Source organism: Falsiroseomonas tokyonensis, from assembly GCF_019024325.1.
Lineage (GTDB): Bacteria > Pseudomonadota > Alphaproteobacteria > Acetobacterales > Acetobacteraceae > Falsiroseomonas > Falsiroseomonas tokyonensis.
This window is the reverse complement of record NZ_JAFNJS010000012.1, coordinates 24,877-50,006: the sequence shown is the minus strand read 5'-3', so window position 1 is coordinate 50,006 and position 25,130 is coordinate 24,877. Positions and strand designations below refer to the sequence as shown.

The following is a 25,130-nucleotide window of genomic DNA, read 5'->3' as shown; positions in this document are numbered from 1 at the left end:
CCATCCGCCTTCCTCGGCCCCGTCGCATAGGCGCCGGGCGGTACTCACGCCCTGGATCGGTCGGCGGACCGGTCCATGGAACTAGATCGCGCGCGCCCTGCGGGACGCCCGGCCATTGCCTGCCAGGCGATCATAGAACCGCCTTTCCTTCACATAGAAGGAACACTGATCCATGAAACGCAGCGCCGCGTGACGGCGCAGGTTCACCCGCGTCACCACGATGCCGTCCACGGCCACGCCGTGGTCGCGCATGCGCTCCAGCGACGCGCTCAGGATCGCTTTCTTCGTGTCGGCCCAGCGCACGACCTGGATGACCGTATCCACCAGACGCCCGAGGACGAGCGAGTCGGCGACGAGCATCACGGGCGCGCCTTCGATGATGATGACATCGAACTGCTTGCTGGCTTCTTCGATCAGCGCGCGAAACCGGTCGGTGCCGAACACGTCGGCGCCCGCGCGCAGGCTGGCGCGCCGGCGGATGACGACCATGGTGTTCTGTGCCGCACTGTCGGTCTGGCTACCGGGCACCACCTGGTTTCCGTCGCCGAACTCCGCGGGCTCCACCGGCTGAACGTCGCGCCGCCCCGGAACACCGTCGATCAGCATCACGCGCCGTCCGGAGGCCGCAAGCGCACAGGCCAGCGCGGCGCAGACGGTGGACTTCCCCTCGCCCGGCATCGCGGACGTCACCAGCACCAGCCGGCAACCCCTCGCCGCGTCGAACAGCCCGACGCTGGCGCCGACCGAACGGATGGCCTCCTGGAAGATCGGCATATCGGAGACCTTGTGCTCCGCCTCTTTCGCCATGGCCGCGACGTCGCGCGACGGCAGCGAGGGCACCATGCCCAGGCAGCGCGGTCCGCCGGCCTCCTCGATGTCGCCACTCGTGCGGACACCCAGATCGCGACGCTCCAGCAGCAGGCCGAGGCCGATGCCAAGGATCCCGCCGCCGGCCAGGCCGATCAGCATGACGATCATCGGGCGCGGCGAAGCGGCGGCGCGCATAGGCTCCGCAGGCATGACCAGGAAGGCGCTGGCTGGCGCTATGGCGGCATCGGCCAGTGTCTGCTGCCGGCTGCGGATCAGCGCTGCCAGGCGCTCCTGCGTCTCCTGCGCGCCGGTCTGCAGGGACTGCAGCGCGACCTCGTCCGGCTTCGCCTCGATCATCCCGCGTTGCAGGGTCTGCAGCGCCGCGGTGAGCTCGGCCTCCGTCCGCCGGGCGGCGGTGAGATCGGCGCGGGCGATGTCGATGGCGCGGCGGGATTCGGCCGCGAGGCGGCCGCGAACCTCCGCCAGGCCAGCCGCCGCTTCCGCCACGCGCGGATGCTGGCTGCCGAGACGGGTCTGCATCTGCCCGAGGTCGCGCCGCGCCACCAGTTCGCGCTCGAGCAGCGCGGAGATCAGCGGCTGGCCCTGCACGTCGGATGCCGAGGGCGTTCCGCCAGCGGACACAATCTCCTGCACTCGCGACAGCCGGCGCTCCTCGTTCATGCGCGCGAGGATCGCCGCGTTGAGCTGCGACGTGAGGGTCCGCAACTGCTGCTGTGCGACGTTCTCCGCATCCCCGGCGGCACCACCGCGGCCAGGTTCCAGGATGTTGGTGCGCTGGCGGAACTGCGTGATCTCGGCCCGTACCTTTTCGAGGTCCGCCGATGTCTGCTGGATCTGGTCGTCGATCCACGCCGTCCTGCGCTCCGCCGACTCCCGCCGCTCTTCCACCTCCCGGCGGAGATAGGCTGCGGCCACGGCATTGGCGACCCTGGCTGCCAGCTCGGGATCATTCGCACGATAGCCGATGGACACCAGGTAGGAGCGGTTGTCGGTCGTCACCGAGAGGCGGGAGAGGATGTCACGCATGGCCTGGTCGCGCCGCAGCTCCGCGGCTTCCATCGCAGCCGGGCTGGGCTGCAGGCGCTCGCCCAGCTGCCTGACCCGGTCTGCCACATGCGCCGGAAGGAAGTTGAGCAGGGCGGCCAGGCGGTTTGGCGCGGCAGCCTGCTCGGCAAGCCCGAGTTCCTCGACCACGGTGCGCATGAGCGGGCGACCCCGCAGGATCCGCGCCTCGTTCTGGACCAGGGCGGCTGGCTCCAGCACGACGGCCGGCGCGCCGGCGCTCGCCGGCCGCGCGCTGGTGCGGTGCGCCAACTCCAGCTGGATCACCGCCTCGCTGGAATAGACCCGCGGCATCAGCATCAGCGCGGCAGCCGCCGCGCCGAGCGCGAGCAGGACCACCAGGACGATGATGTAGCGACGCCGCCAGATGGACATGAAGGTGTTCGCGGCGACCCGCTCGCGATGGCCCGCGAGCGAGACGTCGGGCCGCTTGTGGTCAAGCAGCATCGCGTAGGGGGCGCTGTCCACAGGGGGGGCTTCTCCAATTCGGGTGGCCGGAGGATCGCCCCGCGATGCAGTACCCGGTGCAGCACCTGATGCAGCACCTGATGCAGCATCGACCAGCTTCCTCGCGATGCACAGCGTCATCATGCGGCGGCCGCACGCCACGCCGAAGAACCATTGAGGAGTAGTCCATCTGGCCGCAGGACGCGTTCGCCTGGAAGCTGGCCGGTCCAAGGTGGCTAGGGACTTCGCGCTGCCACGGCACCACGCCCTCGGCTAAGACGCGCAGGTAAACAGCAGCGGAATTGCCTGTCATGAACAAGCTTTCGGAATCGGGACGCCTCAGCATCCTTGGGGTCCACGTCAGCATCCTGACGATGCAGCGCGCAACGGCGACGATGGAAAACTGGATCCGTAACGGAGAACGTCACTACGTCTGCATCACCGGCGTACATGGCGTGATGGAAAGTCAGCGCGACCCCGAGCTGATGGCCATCCACAATGCGGCCGGACTGGTGACTCCGGACGGCGTGCCCATGGTCTGGATGTCGCACTGGCTGGGGCATCCGGAGGTCGAGCGTGTCTATGGGCCGGACCTGCTGCAGGAGATGTGCCGGATCTCGGCCCTGAAGGGCTACCGGCACTTCTTCTATGGCAGCACACCGGAAACGCTCGGCAAGCTCACGGCCGCGCTCACGCGCCGCCACCCCGGGCTGCAGGTGGTGGGGAGCTTCGCCCCGCCCTTTCGCCCGTTGACACCCGAGGAGGATGAGGCAGTGATCGCACAGATCAATGCATCCGGTGCGCAGATCGTCTGGGTCGGCCTCAGCACGCCGAAGCAGGAGCGCTGGATGGCAAGCCATGTCGACCGGCTGAATGCATCCGTGCTCGTCGGCGTCGGGGCCGCCTTCGATTTCGCGGCTGGCGAGAAGCAGCAGGCACCGCGCTGGATGCAGCGCAACGGCCTTGAATGGGCGTTCCGCTTGGCGAGCGAACCGCGTCGGCTCGCGGGGCGGTACTTCCGCAACAATCCCGCCTTCATGCTGCGCGCATTGGCGCAGCTGCTGCGCCATCATGGGATGTCGCGGACGCGCCGTGCGGACAGGATGGCTCCGTAGGGCATACTCCCATTGCCCCGGCCGCGGCACCACGGCCTTCACCTATACCTTCTGCCTTGCAGGCCGATCACGGATGACCGGCCAGGGACAGGGGCGGTGGCATGGCCGAAGGGCGCTTCGCATTGTCGTGCCACATCAAGGCCGACGGCGTGGCGGTGAAGCGTGACGCGGCAGGGCATTGCGCCGCGCGCTCCGCAGGCCGCTCTACGGGCCGCTCCGCGATGCCGTTTCACGTTTTCCTCACTGCGATGTCGTCATCGCCGCAGTCGCCACTCGCCATGCCCATCCACAGGTCGCTGGAGCAGATCGCATGAGTGACATGGTCCCGGATGCCCTTGCTGGCTTTGCACCGAGGCAGGGCGGCTTGGGTAGCGGTCAGCGGCTGCGGAGTGCGTGGCGATGGACGCTGCATTCGTTGGCCCTCCCGGCGCTGGACATCCTGGCGGCGCAGATCGGCATCCTGTTTGCTCTCACGGCGCTGCCCGCGCTGCACGATGCGGGCGAAGCACCGCTGAACTGGGACCTGCCGCTGGCCTCCGCGCTCGGTGCCGCGATGCTCGCATGCCACCGGATTCTCGGGCTCTATGACACGGCGGGCCACGGCGCGCTCGAGCGGCTCAGGCTGCGCGTCATCGGGGCCGTCGTCGCGCCCTGCGTCACGGTCACGATCCTCGCCGCCTTCTCTGTTGCTGCGACGCCCGCGCTGCCGGTCATCATTCTGGCCTGTGCGACGGCCGGTGCGGTCGGCCTGCTGCTCGAGGCCCTGGTCTGTCCGGTGCTGATCCGGCACGGCGCCTGGGGCTCGCCGGCACTGGTCGTGGGCTCAGGACCGGCGGCGGCCGGCCTGGCGGAACGACTGCTGCGGCAGCCCGAACTCGGCCTTCGTCCCATCGGCTTTGCAGCAGACCGCATCTCGGGCGAAGTCGCCATGCCGCTCGCGAACCTGGGCACGGTGGCGGAAGCGGCGCGCCTGCACGGCAGCAAGGCTGTCGCCGTCGTCGCGATGTCGGGCGAGGTGGCCAGCGGCGAGATCGCGCGCCTGCCCTTTCACCGCGTCATCGCCGTGCCGGAATCCGGCAATCTTCCGACGCTCCGCGTGAACTTTCGCAGCCTCGGCGGCGATCTGGGGCTGGAGGTTTCCAACCTCTCTCAGGCGGTACTGCAGCGGCGCCTGAAGCGCGTACTGGAGTTGCTGATCACCATCCCTGTCTTCATGGTCGCACTGCCCGTGATCGGCGTGCTGGTCGTGCTGATCAAGATGATCAGCCCCGGCCCCGCCATCTATGTCCAACGCCGCGTGGGGCTGCATGGCAGGCCGGTGGCGGTGCTGAAGCTGCGCACCATGCATACCGACGCGGAACGCCTGCTGGCGGATCTGCTGGCGCGCGATCCGGCCGCCCGCGAGGAGTGGGACCGCTACATGAAGCTGGCGCGGGATCCGCGCGTGCTGCCGGGCATCGGGGACTTCCTCCGCCGCAGCAGCCTGGACGAGCTGCCGCAGCTCTGGAACGTGCTGCGCGGCGATCTCAGCCTGATCGGCCCGCGTCCCTTCCCGGACTACCACGTCGCGCGCTTCGGCAGCGAGTTCCAGCAGCTGCGCATGAGCGTGAAGCCGGGCGTCACGGGCCTGTGGCAGATCGCGGAACGCAGCAACGCGGACCTTCGCCGGCAGGAAGCGCTCGACACATTCTACATCCAGAACTGGTCCCTCTGGCTCGACCTCTACATCGTGCTCAAGACGCTTCCCGCCGTGCTCTGCGCGCGCGGCGCACGCTGAGACGCGCACGTCGCCTGATCGCGAAACGCTCACCTCAGAAACGACATTCTACAACTCCATCCGAGGGCTCGTGATGCCAAAGAACCGCAAGCGGATCCTTGTCACCGGCGGCGCCGGCTTCCTGGGCTCGCATCTTTGCGACCGGCTCGTGGGACAGGGCCACGACGTTCTCTGCGTCGACAACTACTTTACCGGGCGCAAGGAGAACATCCTGCATCTGATGAACCGGCCCAACTTCGAGGTGATGCGCCACGACATCACCTTCCCGCTCTATGTCGAAGTTGATGAGATCTACAACCTGGCCTGCCCTGCCTCTCCGGTGCATTACCAGTTCGACCCGGTGCAGACGACCAAGGTCAGCGTATTGGGCAGCATCAACATGCTCGGCCTGGCCAAGCGTGTCGGCGCGCGGATCCTGCAGGCCTCGACCAGCGAGATCTATGGCGATCCGTCGGTTCATCCGCAGACGGAGGACTATTGCGGCAACGTCAATCCGCTCGGTCCGCGCGCCTGCTACGATGAAGGCAAGCGGTGCGCGGAGACGCTGTTCTTCGACTACTCCCGCCGGCACAACGTCCAGATCCGCGTCATCCGCATCTTCAACACCTACGGTCCGCGTCTGCATGACAGCGACGGCCGCGTGGTTTCCAACTTCATTGTCCAGGCGCTGCGCGGCGAGGACATCACCATCTATGGCGACGGCAGCCAGACGCGCGCCTTCTGCTACGTCGACGACCTGATCGACGGGATGGTGGCAATGATGGGTGCCGACGAGGATGTCCCCGGCCCCATCAACATCGGCAATCCGCACGAGATCTCGGTGCTCACCCTGGCCAGCAGGATCATCGCCCTGACCGGCGCCAGGTCGCGCCTGGTCCGCAAGCCGCTGCCGCAGAACGATCCGACGCAGCGCTGCCCGGACATCTCGCGAGCCCGGCAGTTGCTGAACTGGGAGCCGAGGGTGTCGCTGGATGAAGGGCTGCGCCGGACCATTGCCTACTTCGCCGACCGGATGGCCCAGCCTGCCTCCGCCGGCATCAGCGATTCCGTCGGCTAAGCGCATCGATCAGAAGGATCATCCAGATGGACCTGAACGTCCTCCACCCGGGGCTGTCCGTGGATGCCACCGCTTCGGAGCTGGCCGGCGCCCCCGGCGTTGCGCCGCTGGCCAGGACGGCAGCGCCCTCGCGTATCGTGCCGGTGATCCTGTCGGGGGGCAGCGGCAGCAGGCTCTGGCCGCTGTCGCGGGAGAGCCTGCCGAAGCAGTTCCTGGCGCTGACCTCCCAGCGGACCATGCTGCAGGAGACGGTATTGCGGGCGCAGGGCTGCGGGCCGGAGGGGCCGGACTTCGCCGCACCGATCATCGTCTGTAACCAGGAACACCGCTTCCTGGCCGCCGCGCAGCTCTCCGAGCTCGGCATCGCCGATCGCCGCATCCTGCTCGAGCCGATTGGCCGGAGCAGCGCGCCGGCGATCTGCGCGGCGGCGCTGCTCGTGGCGGAGGAGGATCCCGATGCGCTGATCTGGATGAAGGCCGCGGATGCACTGGTCGAGGATACGCCGGCGCTGCACCGGCTGCTGCGGACCGGCGCCGAGGCGGCCCGCGATGGCCGCATCGTCACCTTCGGCATCCGTCCGACATCGGCGGAGGCGGGCTATGGCTATATCGAGGTCGGCCCGCCGCTGGACGCCGCGGCCGGCGCCCACGCCATCACCCGCTTCGTGGAGAAGCCGAAGGCGGATGTCGCGGCCGGCTTCGTGGCTTCGGGCCGGTATCTCTGGAATTCCGGGATGTACCTGTTCACCGCGCGCGGCCTGCTGCGCGAGATGGCGCTGCATGCCCCGGAACTGCTGGCTCATGCGACGGAGGCGATTCGCCTGCGGCGGCAGGATCCCGATTTCATCCGCCTGGATGAGGTCAGCTTCACCGCCTGCCCCAGTCTGAGCCTGGACCATGCCGTGGCCGAGCACACTGCGCTCGGCGCCGTGGTTCCGGCCGAACTGCGTTGGAGCGATGTCGGCAGCTGGGATGCGCTCTGGCAGGTCGGGCGCAAGGATGCCGCGGGCAATGCCGCATCGGGCGATGCGCTACTGGTCGGCTCGCGCGACTGCTATGTTCGCAGCGAGGACGGCGTGGTGACCGCGGTCGTCGGGCTTGAGGATGTGGTGGTGGTGGCGACTGGCGATGCAGTGCTCGCCGTGCATCGCGACCAGGCGCAGGACGTCAGGCGGGTTGTGAAGCGCCTGAAGGAAATGGGCCGGAAGCAGGCATCGCAGCACAGCCGCTGCCACCGGCCTTGGGGCTATTACGAGACGCTCAGCATCGAGGGCCGTTTCCAGGTCAAGCACATCGTGGTCCAGCCGGGGCAGAAGCTGAGCCTGCAGAAGCACTTTCATCGTGCGGAGCATTGGGTGGTGGTGCAGGGATCTGCCCTGGTCACGCGCGATGCCGAGGAGATCCTGTTGACCGAGAACCAGGCGATCCACCTGCCGCTGGGCTGCGTGCACCGGCTTTCGAACCCCGGGAGGATTCCGCTGGCGATCATCGAGGTCCAGCTGGGGGCCTATCTCGGGGAAGACGACATCGTCCGGCTCGAGGATATGTTTGGCCGCTGCTGAACCGCCTTGGGCGAGGCACGCCTAGGTGATCCGGCCCGGGCCCGCCCCCTTTGGCAGGGTCCCGGCATCCTCCGCACGGCGGCGAAGGTCAGCCGGTCCAAATCAGCCGGCTCTACCATGCCCGACTCCACCAGCACGTCCCAGCGGATCAGGCCGCGCCAGAAGGCTTCGTCCACCAGCAGGATCGGCAGCCCGCCGACGCGGCCGGTCTGGCGCAGGGCCAGCAGTTCGAACAATTCGTCCAGCGTGCCGAAGCCGCCGGGGAATACCCCGGGCGCCCGCGCGCGCATCGCCTTGTGCAGCTTGCCGATCGCGAAGTAGTGGAACTGGACGGTCAGCTCCGGCGTGGTGCAGGGGTTGGGCTGTTGCTCCCGTGGCAGGCAGAGGTTGAAGCCGATGCAAGGTGCGCCGGCCTCCCAGGCCCCGCGACAGGCCGCTTCCACGATCCCGGGCCCACCGCCCGTCGCGATCACGTTGTCCCGCACGCCCGCCACGGGCCGCAGCGCCCCGCCTCGCTCGGAGCGATACGGCCAAAGCGCCGCGCCTCCTCGTACCAGACGGTCTGGCGGCCCGGCCCATGCTCCCGCACCCGCAAGCTGCCGAAGACCGCAAGGGTGGAGCGTACGACCCAAGCGCGCAGCGCCTCAGCTGCCTTGGTGGATTCCACCCGCAGCCGCACGCCCCGCATGGTGGGGCTCAGCAGGAAGTCGCGATCGAACCGCGCCAGCCGACAGGCCGGCGACGTCGCCGGGTCCCGTGCGGGGCGACGATGGCGGCTCCTGACGCTCCTCCTGTCGGCGCGGTGAAGACCGGCGCCCGCGCCCACGCCTATACTGGCACCGGATGGGAAGCTGCGGGAGGGTGTCTTGGCAATCGGCCTGAAGGTCTGTGGCGCGGCCCGCACGGTGACCGGGCTCTGCCTGCTGTTCGAGGCGCCGGGGGCGCGCATCCTGGTGGATTGCGGCATGTTCCAGGGACCCAAGACGCTGAAGGCCCTGAACTATGAGCCCTTCCCCTTCGAACCTGGAGCCATTGATGCCGTACTGCTGACGCACGCGCATATCGACCACAGCGGCCTGCTGCCGCGCCTGGTCAAGACAGGCTTCCGCGGCCGCATCCACTGCACGGAGGCGACGCGGGACCTCTGCTCCTGCCTCTTGCCCGATGCCGGCCACATCCAGGAGATGGAGGTTGAGCAGCTTAACCGCCGCAACCGCCGTCGCGGGCGCGAGCCGGTCGCACCGATCTACACCGCGCAGGACGCGGAGCGTGCACTGCGGTCATTCGACCCGGTGAGCTATGGCGAGTGGATCAACCCGGCAGAGGGCATTCGCGCGCGGTTCTGGAACGCGGGGCACATGCTTGGCTCGGCGTCCATCGAACTGGAGTTCGACAACGGGGACGGCCCTGTGCGCGTGCTCGTCTCCGGCGACATCGGCCCCGACCTCGGACCCATGCAGCGCGATCCGGAGGGACCCACGGGCGGCATCGACCACCTCATCGTCGAGAGCACCTATGGCGACGAAGACCGCCCCGCCATCGCGCCGGCGGAGCGCCGGGCTGCGCTGGGGGAGTTGGCGCGCAGCGCGGCGCGGCAGGGCGGGACGATGCTGGTTCCCGTGTTCGCGGTGGAGCGGGCGCAGGAGGTGATGCTGGACCTCGTCACGTTGATGCGGACCGGCCAGGTGCCGAAGGCGGATATCCACCTCGACAGTCCGCTGTCCAACCGCGCCACGCGTGTCTTCGCACAGCATGCGGCGATGCTGGAGAACGGGGCCGCGCTGCTCGCAGCGCTCGCCGACCCGCGGCTGCACGAGGTGGAGGACGCGCAGCAGAGCATGCGGCTCGCGCGGCAGGAGGGGTTCCGGATTGTGCTCGCCGGCAGCGGCATGTGCGAGGCGGGGCGCATCCGAGCGCACCTTCAGGCGAAGCTCTGGGATCCGCGGACCGTGGTTGCGCTGGTCGGCTTTCAGGCCATGGGCACGCTGGGGCGGCTGCTGCAGGACGGCGCCGCCCAGGTCCGGATCCGGGGCGAGATGGTGAAGGTCGCCGCACGTATTGCGATGGTGGAGGGCTATTCTGGCCACGCCGACGGACCGGAACTCGGCCGCTGGATCGTCGCCCGCGGACCAGTGCGCGGCGGCGTCTTTCTGGTTCATGGGGAGGAAACTGCGATCGAGGGCTTGGCGAAGCGCGTACTCGGCCGCGGCATCGTACCGGAGGCCGGTCTGGTAAAGCCCGTGCTGGACGAGGCCTTCCGTCTTTCGCCCGGCCGCGCACCCGAGCGCGATGCCGGGGCTTCCGGCCGTCGCCGCGAGCAACCCGAGCGCGTCGGGCGCCCGGACTGGCACAATGAGCGCGCGGCGCTGTTGCTCGGAATTGAGGAGGCGATCGAGCAAGCGCGGGACGACCGCTCCCGCGCCGCGCTCTTGCAACGTCTCCGGCGCGCGCTGGAGGACCGCTGAGTGCCACGGCTGAGCCTTCGCGCACAGTGGCCGGCGTTGTCCACCAGCACTCTGCCAAGCAGGAGGATTCGCGCTGCCGCCGCTCAGGCTGCTGGCCCGGGCCCTGCACCTTTGTCCGCGACACGCGCGTGGCAACAGACCCATCCTCGCAGGCGGCGCCAGCACTGAGAAAGAAAACCAATGGCGCGCATCCACCTGAACCCGGTACGCCATTTGGTCTCGCGCATCGGATCGCTACGAGAGGCGGTGCTGGGGCCAACGATGGCATTGTCGATCCGCTTCGCGCAGCATCCGCCTAGCGGATACGAACATCTCCTTCCCCGAACGACAAGCGGCAGAGGCGTCCCGACGCGGCGCTCCCCGAGATGGTAGTTCTCCGAATTCCTCCTCGGCTCCGATCTCGTGCCGAGCTGCAGCCAAGGGCTGCCAGAGCGTCTAAATCCGGTGAGCCTGCGGCCGTCTAAAGCCTGGCGCGGCGCGTCCGGCTTCCCGTTGGTCTTCATCAAGGGCGGCCAGCCTGGGGACCACCACCCCCCCTGTCTACGGAATGCTGTCTGTCTCGGGCCGCCCGGAAGCCTCACTCCGCGCGAGCCTCCCCCAGGCGTTCCGCCAGTTCAGCGAGCGGCAGCTGGGTGAGGTCCTTGTCCAGCGTCCCGTGCAGCTTGCCGCGCGCCGCATGCCCCAGCGACGCACGCAGATTGCCCAGAAAGGTCGGCGGCGCGACCAGCAGAAGGCGTTGATAGGAGGCCGCCGCCGTATCAAGCCAGGTCCCGAGGCGTGCGGCGAAATCGACCTTCGCGGCCCGATGCGGGTCGGTGCGTGGCTCGATCGCGTGGCGTGCCGTGGTGGCACTCTCGTGCACGCGCCCGGGCCGGTCCGTGCCGCGTTCCCGCGCTGGCGGGTTCTCGGCTTCGACCGCGTCCTCGACACGTTCCCGCCACGGGCCGGCGGGGATGCGGCGCTCGAACAACCGGGCGCGGCCTGCATTGGCCACAAGTGCCCATTCGATGCCTGGCGGCATGACGGTCTCCTCCATCGCCGCCGATCGGTTGCCCGGAGTGCCGGACGCCGCGGCGCGCGTCCGGCCTCCCATCAGGGCACGAGAACAAGGGCGCCGCGCACCTCCCCGGTGCGCAGGCGGTCCAGGGCTTCGTTGGCGCGTTCGGGTGCGAGTGTGTGCACCTCGGTCTTGACCGGGACCCGCGGGGCCAGCGCAAGGAAGGCCTCGCCATCGGCACGGGTGAGGTTGGCGACGGAGCGGAGCATCCGCTCGCCCCAGAGAAGCGCATAGGGAAATGACGGAATATCGCTCATGTGGATGCCCGCACAGACAACCGTGCCGCCGGCTTCGACCGCGCGCAACGCCGCCGGCACCAGCGCGCCAACCGGCGCGAACAGGATGGCTGCCTCCAGCGGCTCCGGCGGAACCTCGTCCGATGAGCCCGCCCAGGCGGCACCGAGTTCGCGCGCGAAATCCTGCGCCGCCATGTCGCCGGGCCTGGTGAAGGCGAAGACCTGCCGCCCCTCATGCCGGGCGATCTGCGCAACGATATGGGCAGCCGCGCCGAAGCCATAGAGACCGATGCGCCGCGCATCCCGCGTCATTCGCAAGGCGCGGTGCCCGATCAGCCAGGCGCAGAGCAGCGGGGCAGCCTCGGCGTCCGTATAGGCATCCGGAATGGGAAAGCAGAATCGCGCATCCGCGACGGCGAACTCCGCATAGCCGCCATCGATCTGGTAGCCGGTGAAGCGCGCTTTCGGGCACAGATTCTCGCGTCCCGTCCGGCAGAAGCGGCAGGCGCCACAGGCGAATCCAAGCCACGGAACGCCGAGCCGATCGTCGGCGCGGAAGCGCGTCACGCCGGTGCCGGCTGCGACGACGCGGCCGATGGCCTCATGGCCCGGAACAAGATCCGGCTTGGCGTTCGGCAGTTCACCATCCACGACGTGCAGGTCGGTCCGGCATACCGCACAGGCGTGGATGCGGAGCAGAACCTCACCCTCATCGGGGTGAGGCTCCGGCACCGTCGTGCAGACAAGGCGCCTGGACGCCCGGTTCAGGACCATCGCACGCATCGTGGAATGCTATCACGGAGCTACGGGCACGGTCGCCACGTCGGCGTGATCTGCTGGATCGATCTAGCGCCAGGCAACTCGTCGCGCAGCGTCTGAAACTGACGCCAGTCTGGGCGCTCCAGCAGGAAACCGCCACGGCGCGTCGAGGCATGTTGTCTGCTCTGGACTGCCGGCCGCTCGGCGAGAGAGGCGTGGCGGCGGGGCACGCGTGCTGGCAGTCCCGTGCGGGCACCGCAGAGTACGGCCTTCACCGCGCTGTGCCAGACCAGATGGACCTCGGCATCGCAAGGTTCCGTGCGTCCGTGCTGCGGCTTCTGCGGCAGGATGTGCCTGCCATCGGCCCAGCTTGGCATCGCGCGACAGGGCGCCATGCCGAGGTCGACGACGTGCCTGCGTGTCAGGACGGGTTTGAGTGGGGACGCCGGCCGAAAGGCGCGCAGCGAGGCCGGGCCGAGACATTGTCGCGGCTGAGCATGAACCGCTGGCTGCGCCGCGTCGAAGGGCGAACGCTGACATTGATCAGCATGTGACGGCCACCTCGGACCGCGGTTCGCGGATCGCACGCGCCCGCACGGTTTAGACGCCGTGGGAGGACGCGATCATGGACACCGACACGATCCTGCCAGATGACGCAGTGGAGACGACCGTCCGCGCACACCTGCTGAGAGCCAGGCTGGCAGGGGCCGATGAGCCTCAATCGCGAGACCCTGGCCCTCGCCTCCTTGGCCATCGCCGCCGCGCTGCGTCTCGAATGGCGGCTGATGCAACATGTCGCGGAAGCCGAGGCCGCGGGAGCCGCGCGCAACGAGGGCGAGGGAGCGGTTCTGGCAGGGCTGACCCATGCAGGCCTTCCCCTGCTGTCCATGGTCCCGCTTGCAACGCAAGCGTTCGATGAACGCCACCACCGAGGCCTGGACTGAGCCGCGGCGGACCGGGCTTCATGCCTGCGCGGAGCAGCGCCTCGGCGGTGGCGGCACCAATCCCCTCGGTGCCGCCGGCTTTCAGCGCAACGCGGACCATGCCGGCGGTCCTCCCTGGCCACCCTGGGAGCGAGCCACGTGTCGTCGCACGGACGGTGTCATGGAATCGCCGGCGGCGATCAGGGCATCGGTTGAGCGCGCTTGTCGGGCCCGTCTTCGGTGCCAAGGCGTGCCATGTCCTCTATCAGTCCCTCCGCGGCACCAAACAGTCCGGCGGCCAGGTCGTCGCTGATCTGGCGCCCCTGCCGCGTCACGGAACCGAACTGGTATTTGATATCCTTCAGCCACTGCCGGGCGGCCAGGTGCGGCGGAACGGGATTCAGCGTGCGCTGCCAGTCCGTCGGGCCATAGGCGCAGAGCGAACGCATCAGCTCCATCTGCGCCATGCTGGCCGACATAAGGCTGTGCGTAACACGCGCATAGGCCTGGGACAGGCTGGTCAGCCCGATCTGCGCATGTGACAGCGCCACCTCGGGACGCAGCGCCGGAAATGGAAATTCGACGGAATCAGCCATGTCACATCTCCTCAGTCTTCAACGGAGCATCACGCAACCCAGGCGCTTCGTGGCGCATTGAGCCAGGTCAACGGCACGCCACTTCCTGCAACCCGGCTAGCCATCAGCCATGCGGTGGCGTGTCCTGCAGGGCAGACTGGCCGTTCGCTCAGACGGGTCGTAGGCAGGCGCAGTCGGTCGCAGGCGTCTCGATACCGGAGGCCGCATCTTCCAGCGCATCGCGATCCAGAACTTCGACGCGGTGCGGGCCCCGGTCTGCAAGGATGCCGCGCTTGCGAAAGCAGGTGAGAGACCGGCTGACGGTCTCGGTGCTCAACCCCAGATAGTCCCCGATATCGTAGCGGGACATCGGCAGGTCGATCAGGTGCGGATGGCCCTCGCTGCGGTCCGCCAGGTCCAGAAGAAAACACGCGACGCGCTCGCTGGCCGTCTTGCGTCCGAGCAGCACGCAGCGATCCTGCTCGGAGATCAGCTTCTCCAGCGCGAACATCTGGAAGCATTTGGCTGCGAGCGGATCACGCTCAACACAAGCCTCGATCTCCTTCCGCGCAAAAGCGATCATCACCGCATCCGTCACGGCCTCCGCCGCGCAACGATGCGTTCCGATGCCGTCCAGGCCGAAGAGTTCTCCCGGCAGCGCGAAGGAGGCGATTAGCCGGCGTCCGTCCGACAGGGTCCGGTAGGTGCGGATGCTGCCCGAGACGACCTTGTACAGATCCTGCACGCTATCCCCCTCGGCATAGATCAACGTCCCCCGTGCGCAGCGCATCGGCCGCCCGGAAAGCTGTGCTGGCGAGGTGGTGTGTCCCGACCGGCTGGCGACGGGGAACGGGAAGCCGATAGCAGGGCTGCGGGCCAGCGACACCGTTTGCATGGTCGATGCTCCTCAAGGCACCAACATGGTTAGCAATGACTGACTGCGCGCCCTATTCCGGGAATTTCCTGCTCGTAGAACTACGTAGTCCTCCCCGCGCTCAGCGATGTGCGCCGCGCTGCTGATCTGAATCAAGATGCCTTTTGGCAGCATGCGCGAGGCTCCTCCGGCGCCGTGCGCCAGCACGGCAGTACGGCATCGCCTGACGCCGGAGGAGGCCCTCGTCATGGATCTGCTGACGGTAACCAGCGTCCACGCCGCCGCGCCGCACGCATCCATCGGTATGAGCGCGGAGGGCAGGCCAGCATTTGCCAAATGCTGCGCCCGAGTCTTCCGCCAACCTTGCTGAAGACCGATGGGCCCCGCGAAACCGCAGGTTTCGATCATCAGCGCGGATGTGGCAGTCCGCCAAGCACTGCTGCTGCTGATGGAATCGGAAGGCATTACGTCGCGCGCCTTCACGTCGGTATGGGAGTTTCCGGCCGCGACCGGGACGGTCTTGCGCGGCCAGCCGCATTGCGTGCTGCTCGACCCGACGCACCGCGACCAAGCCAGTTATGCACGGCTGACGGAGCATCTGGTACAGGGCGACGGACCCGTGACGGTCGTGGTCCTCGCGGCCGAGGCGCACCGGCCCCGTCGGCGCGCGGAGCAGTCATCGCTGACCCTGGTTCAGGTCGACCCGTTCCGGGTCGATGAGATCCTGGCTGCCATCAGAACGGCTTTGCTCGCCTAGGTCGCGTGGCCAGAGCTCATCAATGGCTGGATTGAGGAAAGCGGGCAGCCAGTGCCCGTATCGGATGCGGTCGACCAACGTGTCACGCAGTCTGCCACGATCTCAGGCAAGCCCGGTTATGCGATCGACATTGGCGCATGTCTCGGGCGGCATGGTCGGCAATGTAAAGCGAAATACCGTACCGCCATCCGGGTTGGGCATGGCCCAGATGCGGCCGCCATGGGCTTCGACGATCGTCCGGCAGATCGACAGGCCCACCCCCATCCCGCCCGCCTTGGTCGATACGAAGGCGGTGAACAGCTTCGTGGCCACTTCGGGCGCGAGGCCGGGGCCCCGGTCTGCCACGCTGACTTCCACCCAGCCTTCTTCCGGCGTCCGAGTGCCGACCCGGACCTCGTTTCTCATGGGGCTCAGCGCCCCACCCTCGTCCATGGACTCCGCGGCGTTCCGGGTAAGGTTCAGGATCACCTGCTGGATCTGGATCCTGTCGATCAGGACCGGCTTCAGCCCCGGTTCAAGATGGAAGGAGACCTGCACCCGGCCGGACCGAACGCCGGCCAGAATCAGCGGCCGAGTTTCCTCGATCAGGCGGCCGATGTCTTCGGGCAGGTGCTCTGACTCGCCCTTGGCAACGAATTCACGAAGGCGCCGAATGATCTGGCCGCCGCGCAGCGACTGCGCCGCGGCCCGCTCCAGGGCCTCAAGAACCTTCCGTTGAACAGGCCCGTCCTCGCCGCTGCCGAAGGACGTGCCGGCCAACAGCCGCTTGGCCGCACCGATGGATGTCGCAATGGCAGTCAGTGGCTGATGCAGTTCATGCGCAAGCGTCGAGGCCATCTCGCCAGCCGCGCTCAGGCGCGAGACATGCAGAAGCTCATCCTGGACCGTCTGCAACTGGCGCTGAGCCCCTTCGCGCTCCGTCTGGTCCTGGATGAATCCCGTGAAGAGCCGGCGCCCGGAAACTTCGACCTCGCCGACTGAAAGCTCCATCGGAAACTCCGAGCCGTCCAGCCTTCGTCCCATCAGGGTTCGCACGGTGCCGATGATGTGGCGTTTGCCGGTTTCGCGGTAGCGGGCGAGATACGAGTCGTGCCTCGTCCGGTCCGGCTCGGGCATGAGCATCGAGATGTTTCGGCCGACCGCATACGCCGCCGTGCAGCCGAACATGCGCTCCGCCGTGACGCTGAAGGATTCAATGGTGCCTTGGTCGTCGATGATGATCATGGCGGAGGGTACCGTCGCCAGGATGGAGCGCAGCCGCGCTTCGCTCTCCCGTAGCGCCTGGTTCGCCCTGTTCCGCTCGGTCACCACCTCGGAGAAAAGCACCGCCCCCCCGATCGATCCGTCTGGATGGTGCCAGGGCGTCATTTCCCAGCGGACGCTGTCGACGCGGCCATCGGCACGTGGAAACCGGTCCTCGGCGGCGTCCAGCGTCTCGCCCGCCAGGACGCGCCGATGGATGGCCCGCCAGTGTTCCGGGATATCCGGAAATACCTCGTAATGGCTGCGTCCCAGCAGAGCCTCTGGCCCCGCCACCGCGATATCGTAGTCAAGCAAGTAGCGCTGGCTTGCCGCGAGATACGACATCTGATTGTCGAACATGGCGATGGCCGCCGGCGCCCGGGCGATAAAGAGACGCAACTGTGCCTCGCTCTCGATCGCGGCGGTAACCGCCTCGACGAGCGCCCGGCGTGCCGCGGCAACTTCCTGGACAACCGGTTCGTCCCGCACCGGAACCGGCTTGCGCAAAACAAGCAGCGCGGCGTCCTGGCCGAGCGCCTCGATCTCGCGGCCCAGGCGACGGCCCAGCCAGAGCGCCGCACCGACGGCAAGGACCAAGGCGAGCGCCGCACCTGTACCGGCCAGCCACGTTACGCGCAAAAGCGGCGCGTCGACGACGGATTTTGCCTCTCCGAAGCCCACGGTGAAACCGGCCAAGTTGAGCCGGCGGAAGGACGCGTAGAATGGGGTACCTTCCCATGAGGCAACCGCGACCGTCCCCGATCGCGCCTGCGGATCTGACAGGCGCGCGACGGTCTCGGCGCTGGCGGCTTTGCCGACGAAGCGGTCCTCATCGTGGCTCCGCGCCACGATCACGCCGCCGCGGTCCACGAGCACGGCGATGCCTGGCCCGTCGGGCAATTGTCGGCTCATCGCCAGCCCCAATGCGGCAGGCTTCAGGCCGGCGCCCAGCACCGCCGCCACGCGCCCTGCGCGGCGCACCGGCACACTCACGATGACGGCGAACCCATCACCGGGTCCTTGCACGAGATCACCGATGTAGGGTTCGCCGGTCGCCAGCACCTGGCGGTAGGCGATGTCGGGCGCCGGGGGCTCCCCGATGGGCCGCGCCGGAAAGTGTAGATCCGCCAGGGGCGGAGGCACCGCTGTCGCCGGCAGAAGGGTGTTGACGACAGGCCGCGCCCCCTGTGCCGGCAGCAGCCAGACTACGAAGGGTACCCCATGGCCGTTGGTCACCATCGCCGTCGCCTGCTCGTGGAAGGCCAAGGTCCCCGGCGCTCCGGGTCCAGCCGCCAGAGCGTCGTCGACAGATGGCGAGGTCGCGAGCGCTTCGAGCGTCGCGATCATCAGGGCAAATTCTCGATTCACCGCGACATGCAGGACACGTGACGTCTCGCTCAGGCGTCGTAGCGCGTCGTTGCGCTGGCCAACCGCCATCATCACGCCAAGCCCGGCAGAAAGCACGATCAGCGGCAGGAATATGGCGATGAGCAGATGCGCGAGGCGTGTGCGAAAGCGACGGAGGATCGGTAATTCCGCCTTCCCAGGCCCGGATACCCCGTGAGCGCCGTCCGTCAAACCAGCCAAGGTGCATTCCTGTAAGGGTGGCGGTTCTGGACTAGCCTACGATCCCCTGAGCGGTCATGCGAGTAGGTACAACGTGTCCTCAGTAAGCCCGCTGAGCCCTGCTGCGCGGCTTCGGCCGATTGGTGCGACGGCAAGGCGCGGAACGCCCCGTGCCCTTGCAGGGCGCGCAGGTGCGCGACTGGCGTATCCCGGGCTGGCTGACCCGGACACCGCGAAACAAGACGCCAGACGGATTGGTCTGTCGACGCACGTCCGGTTGATCCGCCGCAGAATGGTGAATGCAGCCTTGGCCTTCTCTAGGACGCGCAGGGGCAAAGTCCGCGATTGACTGTCACATGGTTCACTCAAAGCGAAACCCGCTGCCGCAGGGCGAGCCTTCCCAGATCGCTCGCCGCCACTGATCCACCGTTGGCTCGCGGACATGCGACGCGTCGCGAGCCGATAGGGTTCGAGACGCAGCCAGCGCGTAGGTCATCCAGACGTGCGATATGCGACATTCAAAGTATGGCACTGAACTCAAGGTCGCGTTCGCCGAGGCGGCGGTGGCCGGTCGCGATCGAGAGGGAGCGGACCAGGGACAGGCCGAGGCCGCCCATGCGCGGTGTCGGGTTTGCATCCGACAAAATCTCGCTGGCCACGGACAGGCGCGCGTGCCGCCCCGCCGCGCGAACCTCCACCCGGATCGCGCCGACGCCATGCTTCAGCGCATTGGTGAGGAACTCGGTGGTGACGAGACCAAGACTCAACAGACGCGGCGCAATCATCCGAAGCCCTGGCTCGACGTCTATCTGCACCGGCCGCGTGCCGGCCGCCGTAGTGGCCAGGCTGATATTCGCGACGAGGCTGCGCAGATACGGCTCGGGATCGGACATGTCCGGCACATCCGTATCCTGAAGCAGCTTGTGGATCTCCGCGATCGCATGAACACGTTGCGCTGCGAGCAACAACTGGGCCCGGCCATCGCCAATGGCCACCTCCGATCTGGCTTGCAGCAGCAGGGCCGAGGCAACGATCTGCAGCTGATTCTTGATCCGGTGATTGGCTTCCTGTCGCCGCACCACCGCCTCGATCGCATTGCTGTCCCGCAGGCGGAGCTCGCTGCGAAGGGCACAGCAGATGTCTTCGACCTGCAGACGGTCGGCCAGGAGTCTCGCCGCGGAGATGAGCCTGCTGCGGCCAGCTATGGAATCCGCCATGCCGGCCGGGCGGGTCACGACCATCAACCCCCACATTTCGCCGTTACTGCATTCCAACCGCACCGCGGCGCAGGAAATGAGGGGACTACCATTCCCCCGCAGGGGCAGCGACAGAAGTGTCGGGGCCCAGCCGGCGTGCTGAAGCAGCCTGGCGCGCCGCACGGCATTGCGAACCAGCTCGGGCGTCCGATGGGCGGCAGCGCATGGGGGACCGCGTGAGGCGGCCTGAGGGCTTAGCCAGAGAGTAACCAAGCCGCCGGCTAGGGAGGAACAGCATTCGAGCACATGCTCAAAGGCGGCTGACGCGCCGTCGGGCGATGCACAGCATGTGTCCTGCAGGGTGCAAGCTTGGCCATCCGGGGCCGATACGACGTCGGACGACATGTCAGACTGCTTGCCCTGCTGATCAACTGCCAAGATGGGCCTCCGCGCTTCAGACCAGCGCGCATGATGCGGGGCAAAGACACGGCTGCATTGCGCTGGATCAGCAGAGCGTGGGAATCCCGGCAGAACCGCGATCAGCCTTCACGCTCTTGATCAGGCGGCGATATGCGGCTGGCCGCTCCGCCGTCACCAAGTTCGGCCAGGACGGACAACCGCACGGCCTCTGCAAGGCTTCCGACACCCAGCCGGGCCATGAGCCGCAGGCGGTGCACCTCGACCGTGCGTGGGCTGATGTTCAGCTCATGCGCAATGACTTTGCTGGGCATGCCTGTCATCGCGAGGTCTAACACCTCGCGTTCGCGCGGCGACAGCAAGGCGATCCGCCTTGCCGCATCCACGATGTCATGTCGTGGAGGCGGGCGCACAGTGCCCGCCAAGGCGAAAGCCTCGGCAATGGCCGTAAGAAGGGCATTCTCCTCGAACGGCTTCTCGATGAAATCGAAGGCCCCTGCCTTCATGGCACGAACAGCCAGAGCAATGTCACTTTGACCCGTCGCGAGCAGGACGGGCCGTGCAAATCGCAATTGAGTGAGTCGACGCAACAGATCCAGCCCATCCATCTCGGGCATCCGCACATCGGTCAGTACGCAACCGATCTGAGCCTGGTTTATTTCAGGTAGGGCATTCAGAAACGATGCTGCGTCGGGCCAGCTTTGCGTCTTGAAGCCGGCTGAGGAGAGAAGCGTCTCGATACCCCAGCGAACGTCGGCATCGTCGTCGATCAAATGAACGATGAGCGGGCAGGCTGTCCGGTCAACCATCTGTCTCCCCTCTCAGGGCGCGTCGTGGCCGATATCGGGATCTCCACAGAAGCCAAACCATATCCGAATACAATCGACTCTGTAATATTCTAATGGATTGGCTATGATCTTGCGATCTTCGTCATCATATTATCGGCAGATTCGAAATGAAGGGTTTGATCGCTACATTTGGGTGTGGCAGCTGATGCCATGTGACACCTGCCAGACATCATTATAAATTCGATCCTGCGCGGTCAGCCGGAATCACGCCCGACGAATACTTGTCGAGCCTGAAGCGGCATGGATCAACACACAGGTCGTCAGCGCGCGCCAGCCAATCATAATGGATGCGGTGGGGCAACTGTTCTTGCCTGGCTTGATTGATCGGTCTGGCCCGAGCACACTCGGCCAGAGCTTCCGATGAAGTGCGTCCGTTGCACGACCATGACCTAAGACCAAGCGCCACGGCACAACCACGCTGTTCGCCGCCCTCGAAGTAAAGGCGAACAGGGTGATCAGCCAGCGCATGCTTCGCCACCGCGCCGCCGAGTTCATCCGATCGCTGCGGCTGATCCACAGGCAGACCCGGCCGAGTTTGACCTGCACCTGATCCGCGACAACGACGCTGTCCACAAGCGCCAGATGGTGGAGTCGGTCCGACCAGGCCGAACCCCCGAGGAGCTTGCCGGGGAGTTCGAGCCGACGGCGCAGCGGATCTGGAAATGGCTCCGCCAAGCCGAGCGCGATGGCGGCGCGCGCAAGGACGGTGGCGTGCCCCCAAGCCGACCGAGCCAGCCGCGCAACACCTTCGCCGCGGACACCGGCCTGTTGTCACGGCGGATAGGCCCAGGCGGACCCCGCCCGATGAACAGATCTACCGCACCTGCAGCGCGTCGTCGGAAGTCAGCCGCAGCTCCACCACGATCGCCAGGCACTCCCGCGTGTACGCGTCGATCACCGTCAGCATGCGGAACCGCCTGCCGCCATGCGTCCGGTCCTGGACGAAGTCATACGCCCAGCCATGTCCCGTCCAGCATGGCCACAGACGCACGCAACAGCCATCGTTCAGCCACGGCCGCCCGGCTTCGGCTGCCGCCGCGGCGCCTTGGGCCCCTCGCGCTGCCAGATGCGATCCAAACGCTTGGCGCTCACCCGCCAGCGCTCGGCCCGCAGCAACGCGGTGATGCGGCGATGGCCGTAGCGGCCATGCTTCGCCGCCAGCGACACCAAGGCCTCGCTCAGTGCGACATCGTCAGGTGCTGAAGCGCATCACTGTCCGGGGTTCCATCGCCGGCACGCGGCGCGATCTCGCCGGGGCGATTGCTTCCGCCGCGGAAGGCAAGGTCCGGGCCACGACGACGACCGGCCCGTTGTCGTGCGTCAACGACGTTCTAGAACGTCTCGAGGCCGGGCGCGTGATCAATGCGTGAGGGCGCGCGAAGCGATCGCCGGCTTCAGCGCCTCGAGCGTGAGCAATACGGCGAGGGCCGCACCGATCGCCATGGCCAGGTCAGCAGGGTGCAGCGGGCCGAAGCGGAACAGGGCTGACAGTGGGGTCAGCAGCGCGCCGGCGAGTATGGCGGCCGCCCCGAACAGCACCGCGACAAGGGTGGGGTTCGGGCGGCGCAACCCCGCCAGCGGTGAGGCTGAGAACGTCCTGTTCACCAGCGTCAGCGCCACCGCGGTCAGCACCAGCGTCGCGAAGACAAGCGAGCGCAATTCGTCCTGCGGCATGCCCTGCCAGGCGAAAGCGACATAGACGCCGCCCGGTGCGGCCAAGGCCACGAGGCCCTGCACGACGCTCCAGGCCAGCAGGCGGCCGGAGAGCAAGGGCGAGGACGGATCGCGCGGCGGCCGGGCCATCGCCTCCGCCTCCTGGGGCTCGGCCTCGAAGGCCAGCGAGCAGACCGGGTCGATCACCAGTTCGAGGAAAGCGATGTGGACCGGCCCGAGCAGCGGCGGCAGGCCAAGCAGCAGTGGCAGGAAGGCCAGGCCCGCGGTCGGCAGGTGGACCGCCAGAACGAAGCTCATGGCCTTGCGCAGGTTGTCGAAGATTCGCCGCCCCGCGCCGACCGTCCGCACGATATCGCCGAAATCGTCATCGAGCAGGACCACCGCGGCCGCCTCGCGCGCCACATCCGTGCCGCGCTGGCCCATCGCCACGCCGATGTGGGCCGCCTTCAGGGCCGGCGCGTCATTCACCCCGTCGCCGGTCATCGCCACGATCTCGCCTGCCGCCTTCAGCGCCTCGACGATGCGCAGCTTCTGCTCGGGCCGGATCCGCGCGAAGACCGCAATGTCCCGCACGCGGGCGGCGAAGGCGGCATCGTCGAGGGCGGCGATCTCCGGCCCCGTGGCCAGCGGCGCCGCGTCCAGCCCGGCCGCGCCGGCGATGGCAGCCGCGGTGGCAGGGTGGTCGCCGGTGATCATCACGATGCGGATGCCGGCACTGCGGCATAGCCGCACGGCCTCCGGCACCGAAGGCCGCAGTGGGTCCGCCAGAGCGACGAGGCCGCGGAATGTGAGCGCTGCCTCCTCCAGCTTCATGGGCGGGGGCTCGCCGGGCGCGAGCCGCGCCTCGGCGAGGGCCAACACGCGCAGCCCCTGGCCCGCCATCTCCGCCGCCGCGGCCATTGCCGCGCCGGCTGCCGTGGGTGGGAGGCGGCACAGGCGCACGACCGCCTCCGGCGCCCCCTTCACGGCCAGGACCGTCCCGCCCTCCCCCCTTTCCGAGAGCCACAGACGCCCCATCGCCGGCCGGCCCGTCTCAAGCGGGTACTCCCGCAAGGCGATACCAGCGCCCCCCGTCGCGATGCCCGCCGTGGCCAGGTCGTGCAGGGCACGCTCCATCGGGTCGAATGCCGCATCCCCGCTCGCCCGTGCGGCCAGCGTCGCGAGTGATGCGGTCCAGGCGGGCAGACTGCTCCCGGTCGCCCCCGCCTCGAGCCGCAGCGCCGCGCCGCCGGCCTCCCGTATCTCGGCCACTGCCATGCGGTTCTGCGTCAGCGTACCCGTCTTGTCGGTGCAGAGCACCGTCGTTGCACCAAGCGTCTCGATCGCGGCCGCGCTGCGCGTGAGAACGCCCACCCGCGCGATGCGCCGCGCGCCCATGACGGTGAACACGGTGAGCACCAGCGGGAACTCCTCCGGCAGCATCGCCATTGCCAGAGCGATACCGCCGAGTGCCGCCTCCACCCAGTCGCCAAGCACCAGGCCGTAGAGCAGCGCCGCCAGCAGGCTGATCGCGATGCCGAGGGCGGCGACGATGCGCACGAGCCGCGTCGTTTCCACGCGCAGCCGCGGCGGTTCGCGCTCGATGCCGCCGAGCGCCCGACCGATCCGGCCAAGCTCGCTCGCGGCCCCGGTCGCGGCCACCCGGGCCAGCCCCTCGCCACGCACGATCACCGTGCCGGAATGCACCAGATGGGCATTGTCGTCAGGCGGCGGTGCGCCTGCCGGGACAGGCGCCTTGCGGGTGGGCAGGGATTCGCCGGTAAGGAGGGATTCGTCCGCCTCCAGCGCCGTCGCCCGCAGCAGCATCGCATCGGCGGCCACGCGGTCGCCCTCGGCGAGCAAGAGCAGGTCGCCGACGACGACCTCGCGGCCCGGGATGCGGCGGCGTTCGCCATCGCGCAGCACCAGGGCGCGCGGGCTGGACAGGTCGCGCAACGCGTCGAGCGCGCGCTCGGCCCGGGCTTCCTGCACCACGGCGATGGTGACGGAGAGACCGGCAAAGCCGATCAGCAGCGCTGCCTCGGCCGGCTCACCCAGCATCGCGTAGAGCACGCCCGCGCCGAGCAGCAGCGCGAACATCGGCTCGCGCGCCGTGTCGAGCACGATGCGCAGCACCGATCGCCGCCCACCGTGCGGCAACTCGTTGGGCCCGTCGCGGATCAGGCGCGCCCTCGCCTCCACGCTGCTCAGCCCGTTCAGGGGGGGCGCTGGCTCCACAACGTCGCCGTTCATCGCGCTCGCCGCAGCAGGGCCTGGCCGAGCGGCAGCAGCGCGAAGCGCCGCAGCAGGGCCTGGCCGAGCGGCAGTAGCGCGAAGCCAAGCTGGGCAGCCAGCCCAAGCTGCGCCGCGGCATTGCGGTAGGTGGCGACATGCTCCGCCGCGGAGCGGCCGAAGGCGAAGATCGACACGCCGAGCTCGGCCAGCATCAGCAGCGCGAAGGCGATGCTGCCCATGGCGAGGCGTGGACCCGGGCGGGCCGGCACCGCGAAGCGGCGAACAAGCCACCGGCACGCGACCCAGGAGACCGCCAGCATTGCGGGCAGCTCGAGCGCCACGGACGCAACCTCGCCAAGCGTGGGCGCGATGGCGAGAACCCGGAGGGTGCCGAGCACGAAGCCGACCGCGAAGGCCACAGCGAAGTAGCAGAAGCCGGCCTGCAGCGCCGCGGTCACGAAAGGCGCGCCCCGGCG

23 protein-coding genes are annotated in these 25,130 nt (G+C 68.1%); 10 read left to right on the top strand and 13 right to left on the bottom strand.

Annotated elements, in window-relative coordinates; all coding sequences use genetic code 11:
• Positions 1-81: 81 nt before the first annotated feature.
• Entirely contained in the window at positions 82-2,361 is a 2,280-nt protein-coding gene (locus J3S20_RS26775; protein WP_216839998.1) for a GumC family protein, read from the bottom strand.
• Between the two features lie 290 nt (positions 2,362-2,651).
• On the opposite strand from J3S20_RS26775, the gene J3S20_RS26770 reads away from it, so the two are divergent.
• The 5 genes from J3S20_RS26770 to J3S20_RS26750 all read left to right on the top strand — a co-directional run bounded on the left by J3S20_RS26770 (position 2,652) and on the right by J3S20_RS26750 (position 7,851).
• Positions 2,652-3,455: a WecB/TagA/CpsF family glycosyltransferase gene (locus tag J3S20_RS26770; RefSeq protein ID WP_216839997.1), complete on the top strand. Its 804-nt coding sequence runs from the start codon at positions 2,652-2,654 to the stop codon at positions 3,453-3,455.
• Between the two features lie 101 nt (positions 3,456-3,556).
• The gene (locus J3S20_RS26765) at positions 3,557-3,769 is read left to right on the top strand and encodes a hypothetical protein (RefSeq protein WP_216839996.1); all 213 of its coding nucleotides are present in this window, start codon (positions 3,557-3,559) and stop codon (positions 3,767-3,769) included.
• 5 nt (positions 3,770-3,774) lie between these two features.
• Positions 3,775-5,232, top strand: a complete 1,458-nt coding sequence (locus tag J3S20_RS26760) for an exopolysaccharide biosynthesis polyprenyl glycosylphosphotransferase (RefSeq protein WP_216839995.1) — start codon at positions 3,775-3,777, stop codon at positions 5,230-5,232.
• Positions 5,233-5,305: 73 nt separating this feature from the next.
• A complete protein-coding gene (locus J3S20_RS26755) occupies positions 5,306-6,289 on the top strand; it encodes a UDP-glucuronic acid decarboxylase family protein (protein ID WP_216839994.1) in 984 nt (327 codons plus the stop codon).
• 26 nt (positions 6,290-6,315) lie between these two features.
• Complete coding sequence (locus tag J3S20_RS26750; protein WP_216839993.1) at positions 6,316-7,851, top strand: mannose-1-phosphate guanylyltransferase/mannose-6-phosphate isomerase; 1,536 nt, start codon at positions 6,316-6,318, stop codon at positions 7,849-7,851.
• On the opposite strand, the gene J3S20_RS26745 is transcribed toward J3S20_RS26750, so the two are convergent.
• Positions 7,797-8,336, bottom strand: a complete 540-nt coding sequence (locus J3S20_RS26745) for an LOG family protein (RefSeq protein ID WP_216839992.1) — start codon at positions 8,334-8,336, stop codon at positions 7,797-7,799. The two genes, J3S20_RS26750 and J3S20_RS26745, sit on opposite strands and share 55 nt — an antisense overlap.
• A 381-nt stretch (positions 8,337-8,717) precedes the next feature.
• Between J3S20_RS26745 and J3S20_RS31005 the strand changes: the two genes are divergently transcribed.
• Positions 8,718-10,316, top strand: coding sequence for an MBL fold metallo-hydrolase RNA specificity domain-containing protein (locus tag J3S20_RS31005; protein ID WP_216839991.1), 1,599 nt, complete (start codon positions 8,718-8,720; stop codon positions 10,314-10,316).
• A 577-nt stretch (positions 10,317-10,893) separates the two neighbouring features.
• On the opposite strand, the gene J3S20_RS26735 is transcribed toward J3S20_RS31005, so the two are convergent.
• The gene (locus J3S20_RS26735; protein ID WP_216839990.1) at positions 10,894-11,352 is read right to left on the bottom strand and encodes a host attachment protein; all 459 of its coding nucleotides are present in this window, start codon (positions 11,350-11,352) and stop codon (positions 10,894-10,896) included.
• A 56-nt stretch (positions 11,353-11,408) separates the two neighbouring features.
• Positions 11,409-12,392, bottom strand: a complete 984-nt coding sequence (locus J3S20_RS26730; protein ID WP_216839989.1) for a zinc-dependent alcohol dehydrogenase family protein — start codon at positions 12,390-12,392, stop codon at positions 11,409-11,411.
• A gap of 269 nt (positions 12,393-12,661) precedes the next feature.
• On the opposite strand from J3S20_RS26730, the gene J3S20_RS26725 reads away from it, so the two are divergent.
• A complete protein-coding gene (locus J3S20_RS26725) occupies positions 12,662-12,922 on the top strand; it encodes a hypothetical protein (protein WP_216839988.1) in 261 nt (86 codons plus the stop codon).
• Positions 12,923-13,078: 156 nt separating this feature from the next.
• Positions 13,079-13,312, top strand: a complete 234-nt coding sequence (locus tag J3S20_RS26720; protein WP_216839987.1) for a hypothetical protein — start codon at positions 13,079-13,081, stop codon at positions 13,310-13,312.
• Positions 13,313-13,491: 179 nt separating this feature from the next.
• Here the strand turns inward: J3S20_RS26720 and J3S20_RS26715 are convergent, their stop codons facing one another.
• Positions 13,492-13,887 (bottom strand): hypothetical protein, encoded by a 396-nt coding sequence (locus J3S20_RS26715; RefSeq protein WP_216839986.1) that lies wholly within the window; start codon positions 13,885-13,887, stop codon positions 13,492-13,494.
• 148 nt (positions 13,888-14,035) lie between these two features.
• Positions 14,036-14,761, bottom strand: coding sequence for a helix-turn-helix domain-containing protein (locus tag J3S20_RS26710; RefSeq protein ID WP_216839985.1), 726 nt, complete (start codon positions 14,759-14,761; stop codon positions 14,036-14,038).
• Between the two features lie 355 nt (positions 14,762-15,116).
• Between J3S20_RS26710 and J3S20_RS26705 the strand changes: the two genes are divergently transcribed.
• Positions 15,117-15,497: a response regulator transcription factor gene (locus J3S20_RS26705; protein ID WP_216839984.1), complete on the top strand. Its 381-nt coding sequence runs from the start codon at positions 15,117-15,119 to the stop codon at positions 15,495-15,497.
• Positions 15,498-15,599: 102 nt separating this feature from the next.
• On the opposite strand, the gene J3S20_RS30570 is transcribed toward J3S20_RS26705, so the two are convergent.
• The 5 genes from J3S20_RS30570 to J3S20_RS26680 all read right to left on the bottom strand — a co-directional run bounded on the left by J3S20_RS30570 (position 15,600) and on the right by J3S20_RS26680 (position 21,948).
• Positions 15,600-18,326: a PAS domain S-box protein gene (locus tag J3S20_RS30570; RefSeq protein ID WP_246603305.1), complete on the bottom strand. Its 2,727-nt coding sequence runs from the start codon at positions 18,324-18,326 to the stop codon at positions 15,600-15,602.
• Between the two features lie 497 nt (positions 18,327-18,823).
• The gene (locus tag J3S20_RS26695; RefSeq protein ID WP_216839983.1) at positions 18,824-19,546 is read right to left on the bottom strand and encodes a histidine kinase dimerization/phosphoacceptor domain -containing protein; all 723 of its coding nucleotides are present in this window, start codon (positions 19,544-19,546) and stop codon (positions 18,824-18,826) included.
• 494 nt (positions 19,547-20,040) lie between these two features.
• Entirely contained in the window at positions 20,041-20,727 is a 687-nt protein-coding gene (locus J3S20_RS26690) for a response regulator transcription factor (RefSeq protein ID WP_216839982.1), read from the bottom strand.
• Between the two features lie 243 nt (positions 20,728-20,970).
• On the bottom strand, positions 20,971-21,441 hold the full coding sequence (locus tag J3S20_RS26685; RefSeq protein ID WP_216839981.1) for a hypothetical protein: 471 nt from the start codon (positions 21,439-21,441) through the stop codon (positions 20,971-20,973).
• Positions 21,442-21,771: 330 nt separating this feature from the next.
• Positions 21,772-21,948: an IS3 family transposase gene (locus J3S20_RS26680; RefSeq protein ID WP_343215312.1), complete on the bottom strand. Its 177-nt coding sequence runs from the start codon at positions 21,946-21,948 to the stop codon at positions 21,772-21,774.
• 14 nt (positions 21,949-21,962) lie between these two features.
• Between J3S20_RS26680 and J3S20_RS26675 the strand changes: the two genes are divergently transcribed.
• A complete protein-coding gene (locus tag J3S20_RS26675; RefSeq protein ID WP_216839979.1) occupies positions 21,963-22,136 on the top strand; it encodes a hypothetical protein in 174 nt (57 codons plus the stop codon).
• Here J3S20_RS26675 and J3S20_RS26670 read toward each other — a convergent pair.
• Positions 22,126-24,672 carry a cation-translocating P-type ATPase gene (locus J3S20_RS26670; RefSeq protein ID WP_216839978.1) on the bottom strand — a complete coding sequence of 849 codons (2,547 nt, stop codon included), beginning with the start codon at positions 24,670-24,672 and terminating at the stop codon, positions 22,126-22,128. The two genes, J3S20_RS26675 and J3S20_RS26670, sit on opposite strands and share 11 nt — an antisense overlap.
• Positions 24,669-25,112, bottom strand: a complete 444-nt coding sequence (locus J3S20_RS26665; RefSeq protein WP_216839977.1) for a hypothetical protein — start codon at positions 25,110-25,112, stop codon at positions 24,669-24,671. The genes J3S20_RS26670 and J3S20_RS26665 overlap by 4 nt, the downstream gene beginning before the upstream one ends.
• Between the last annotated feature and the right edge of the window lie 18 nt (positions 25,113-25,130).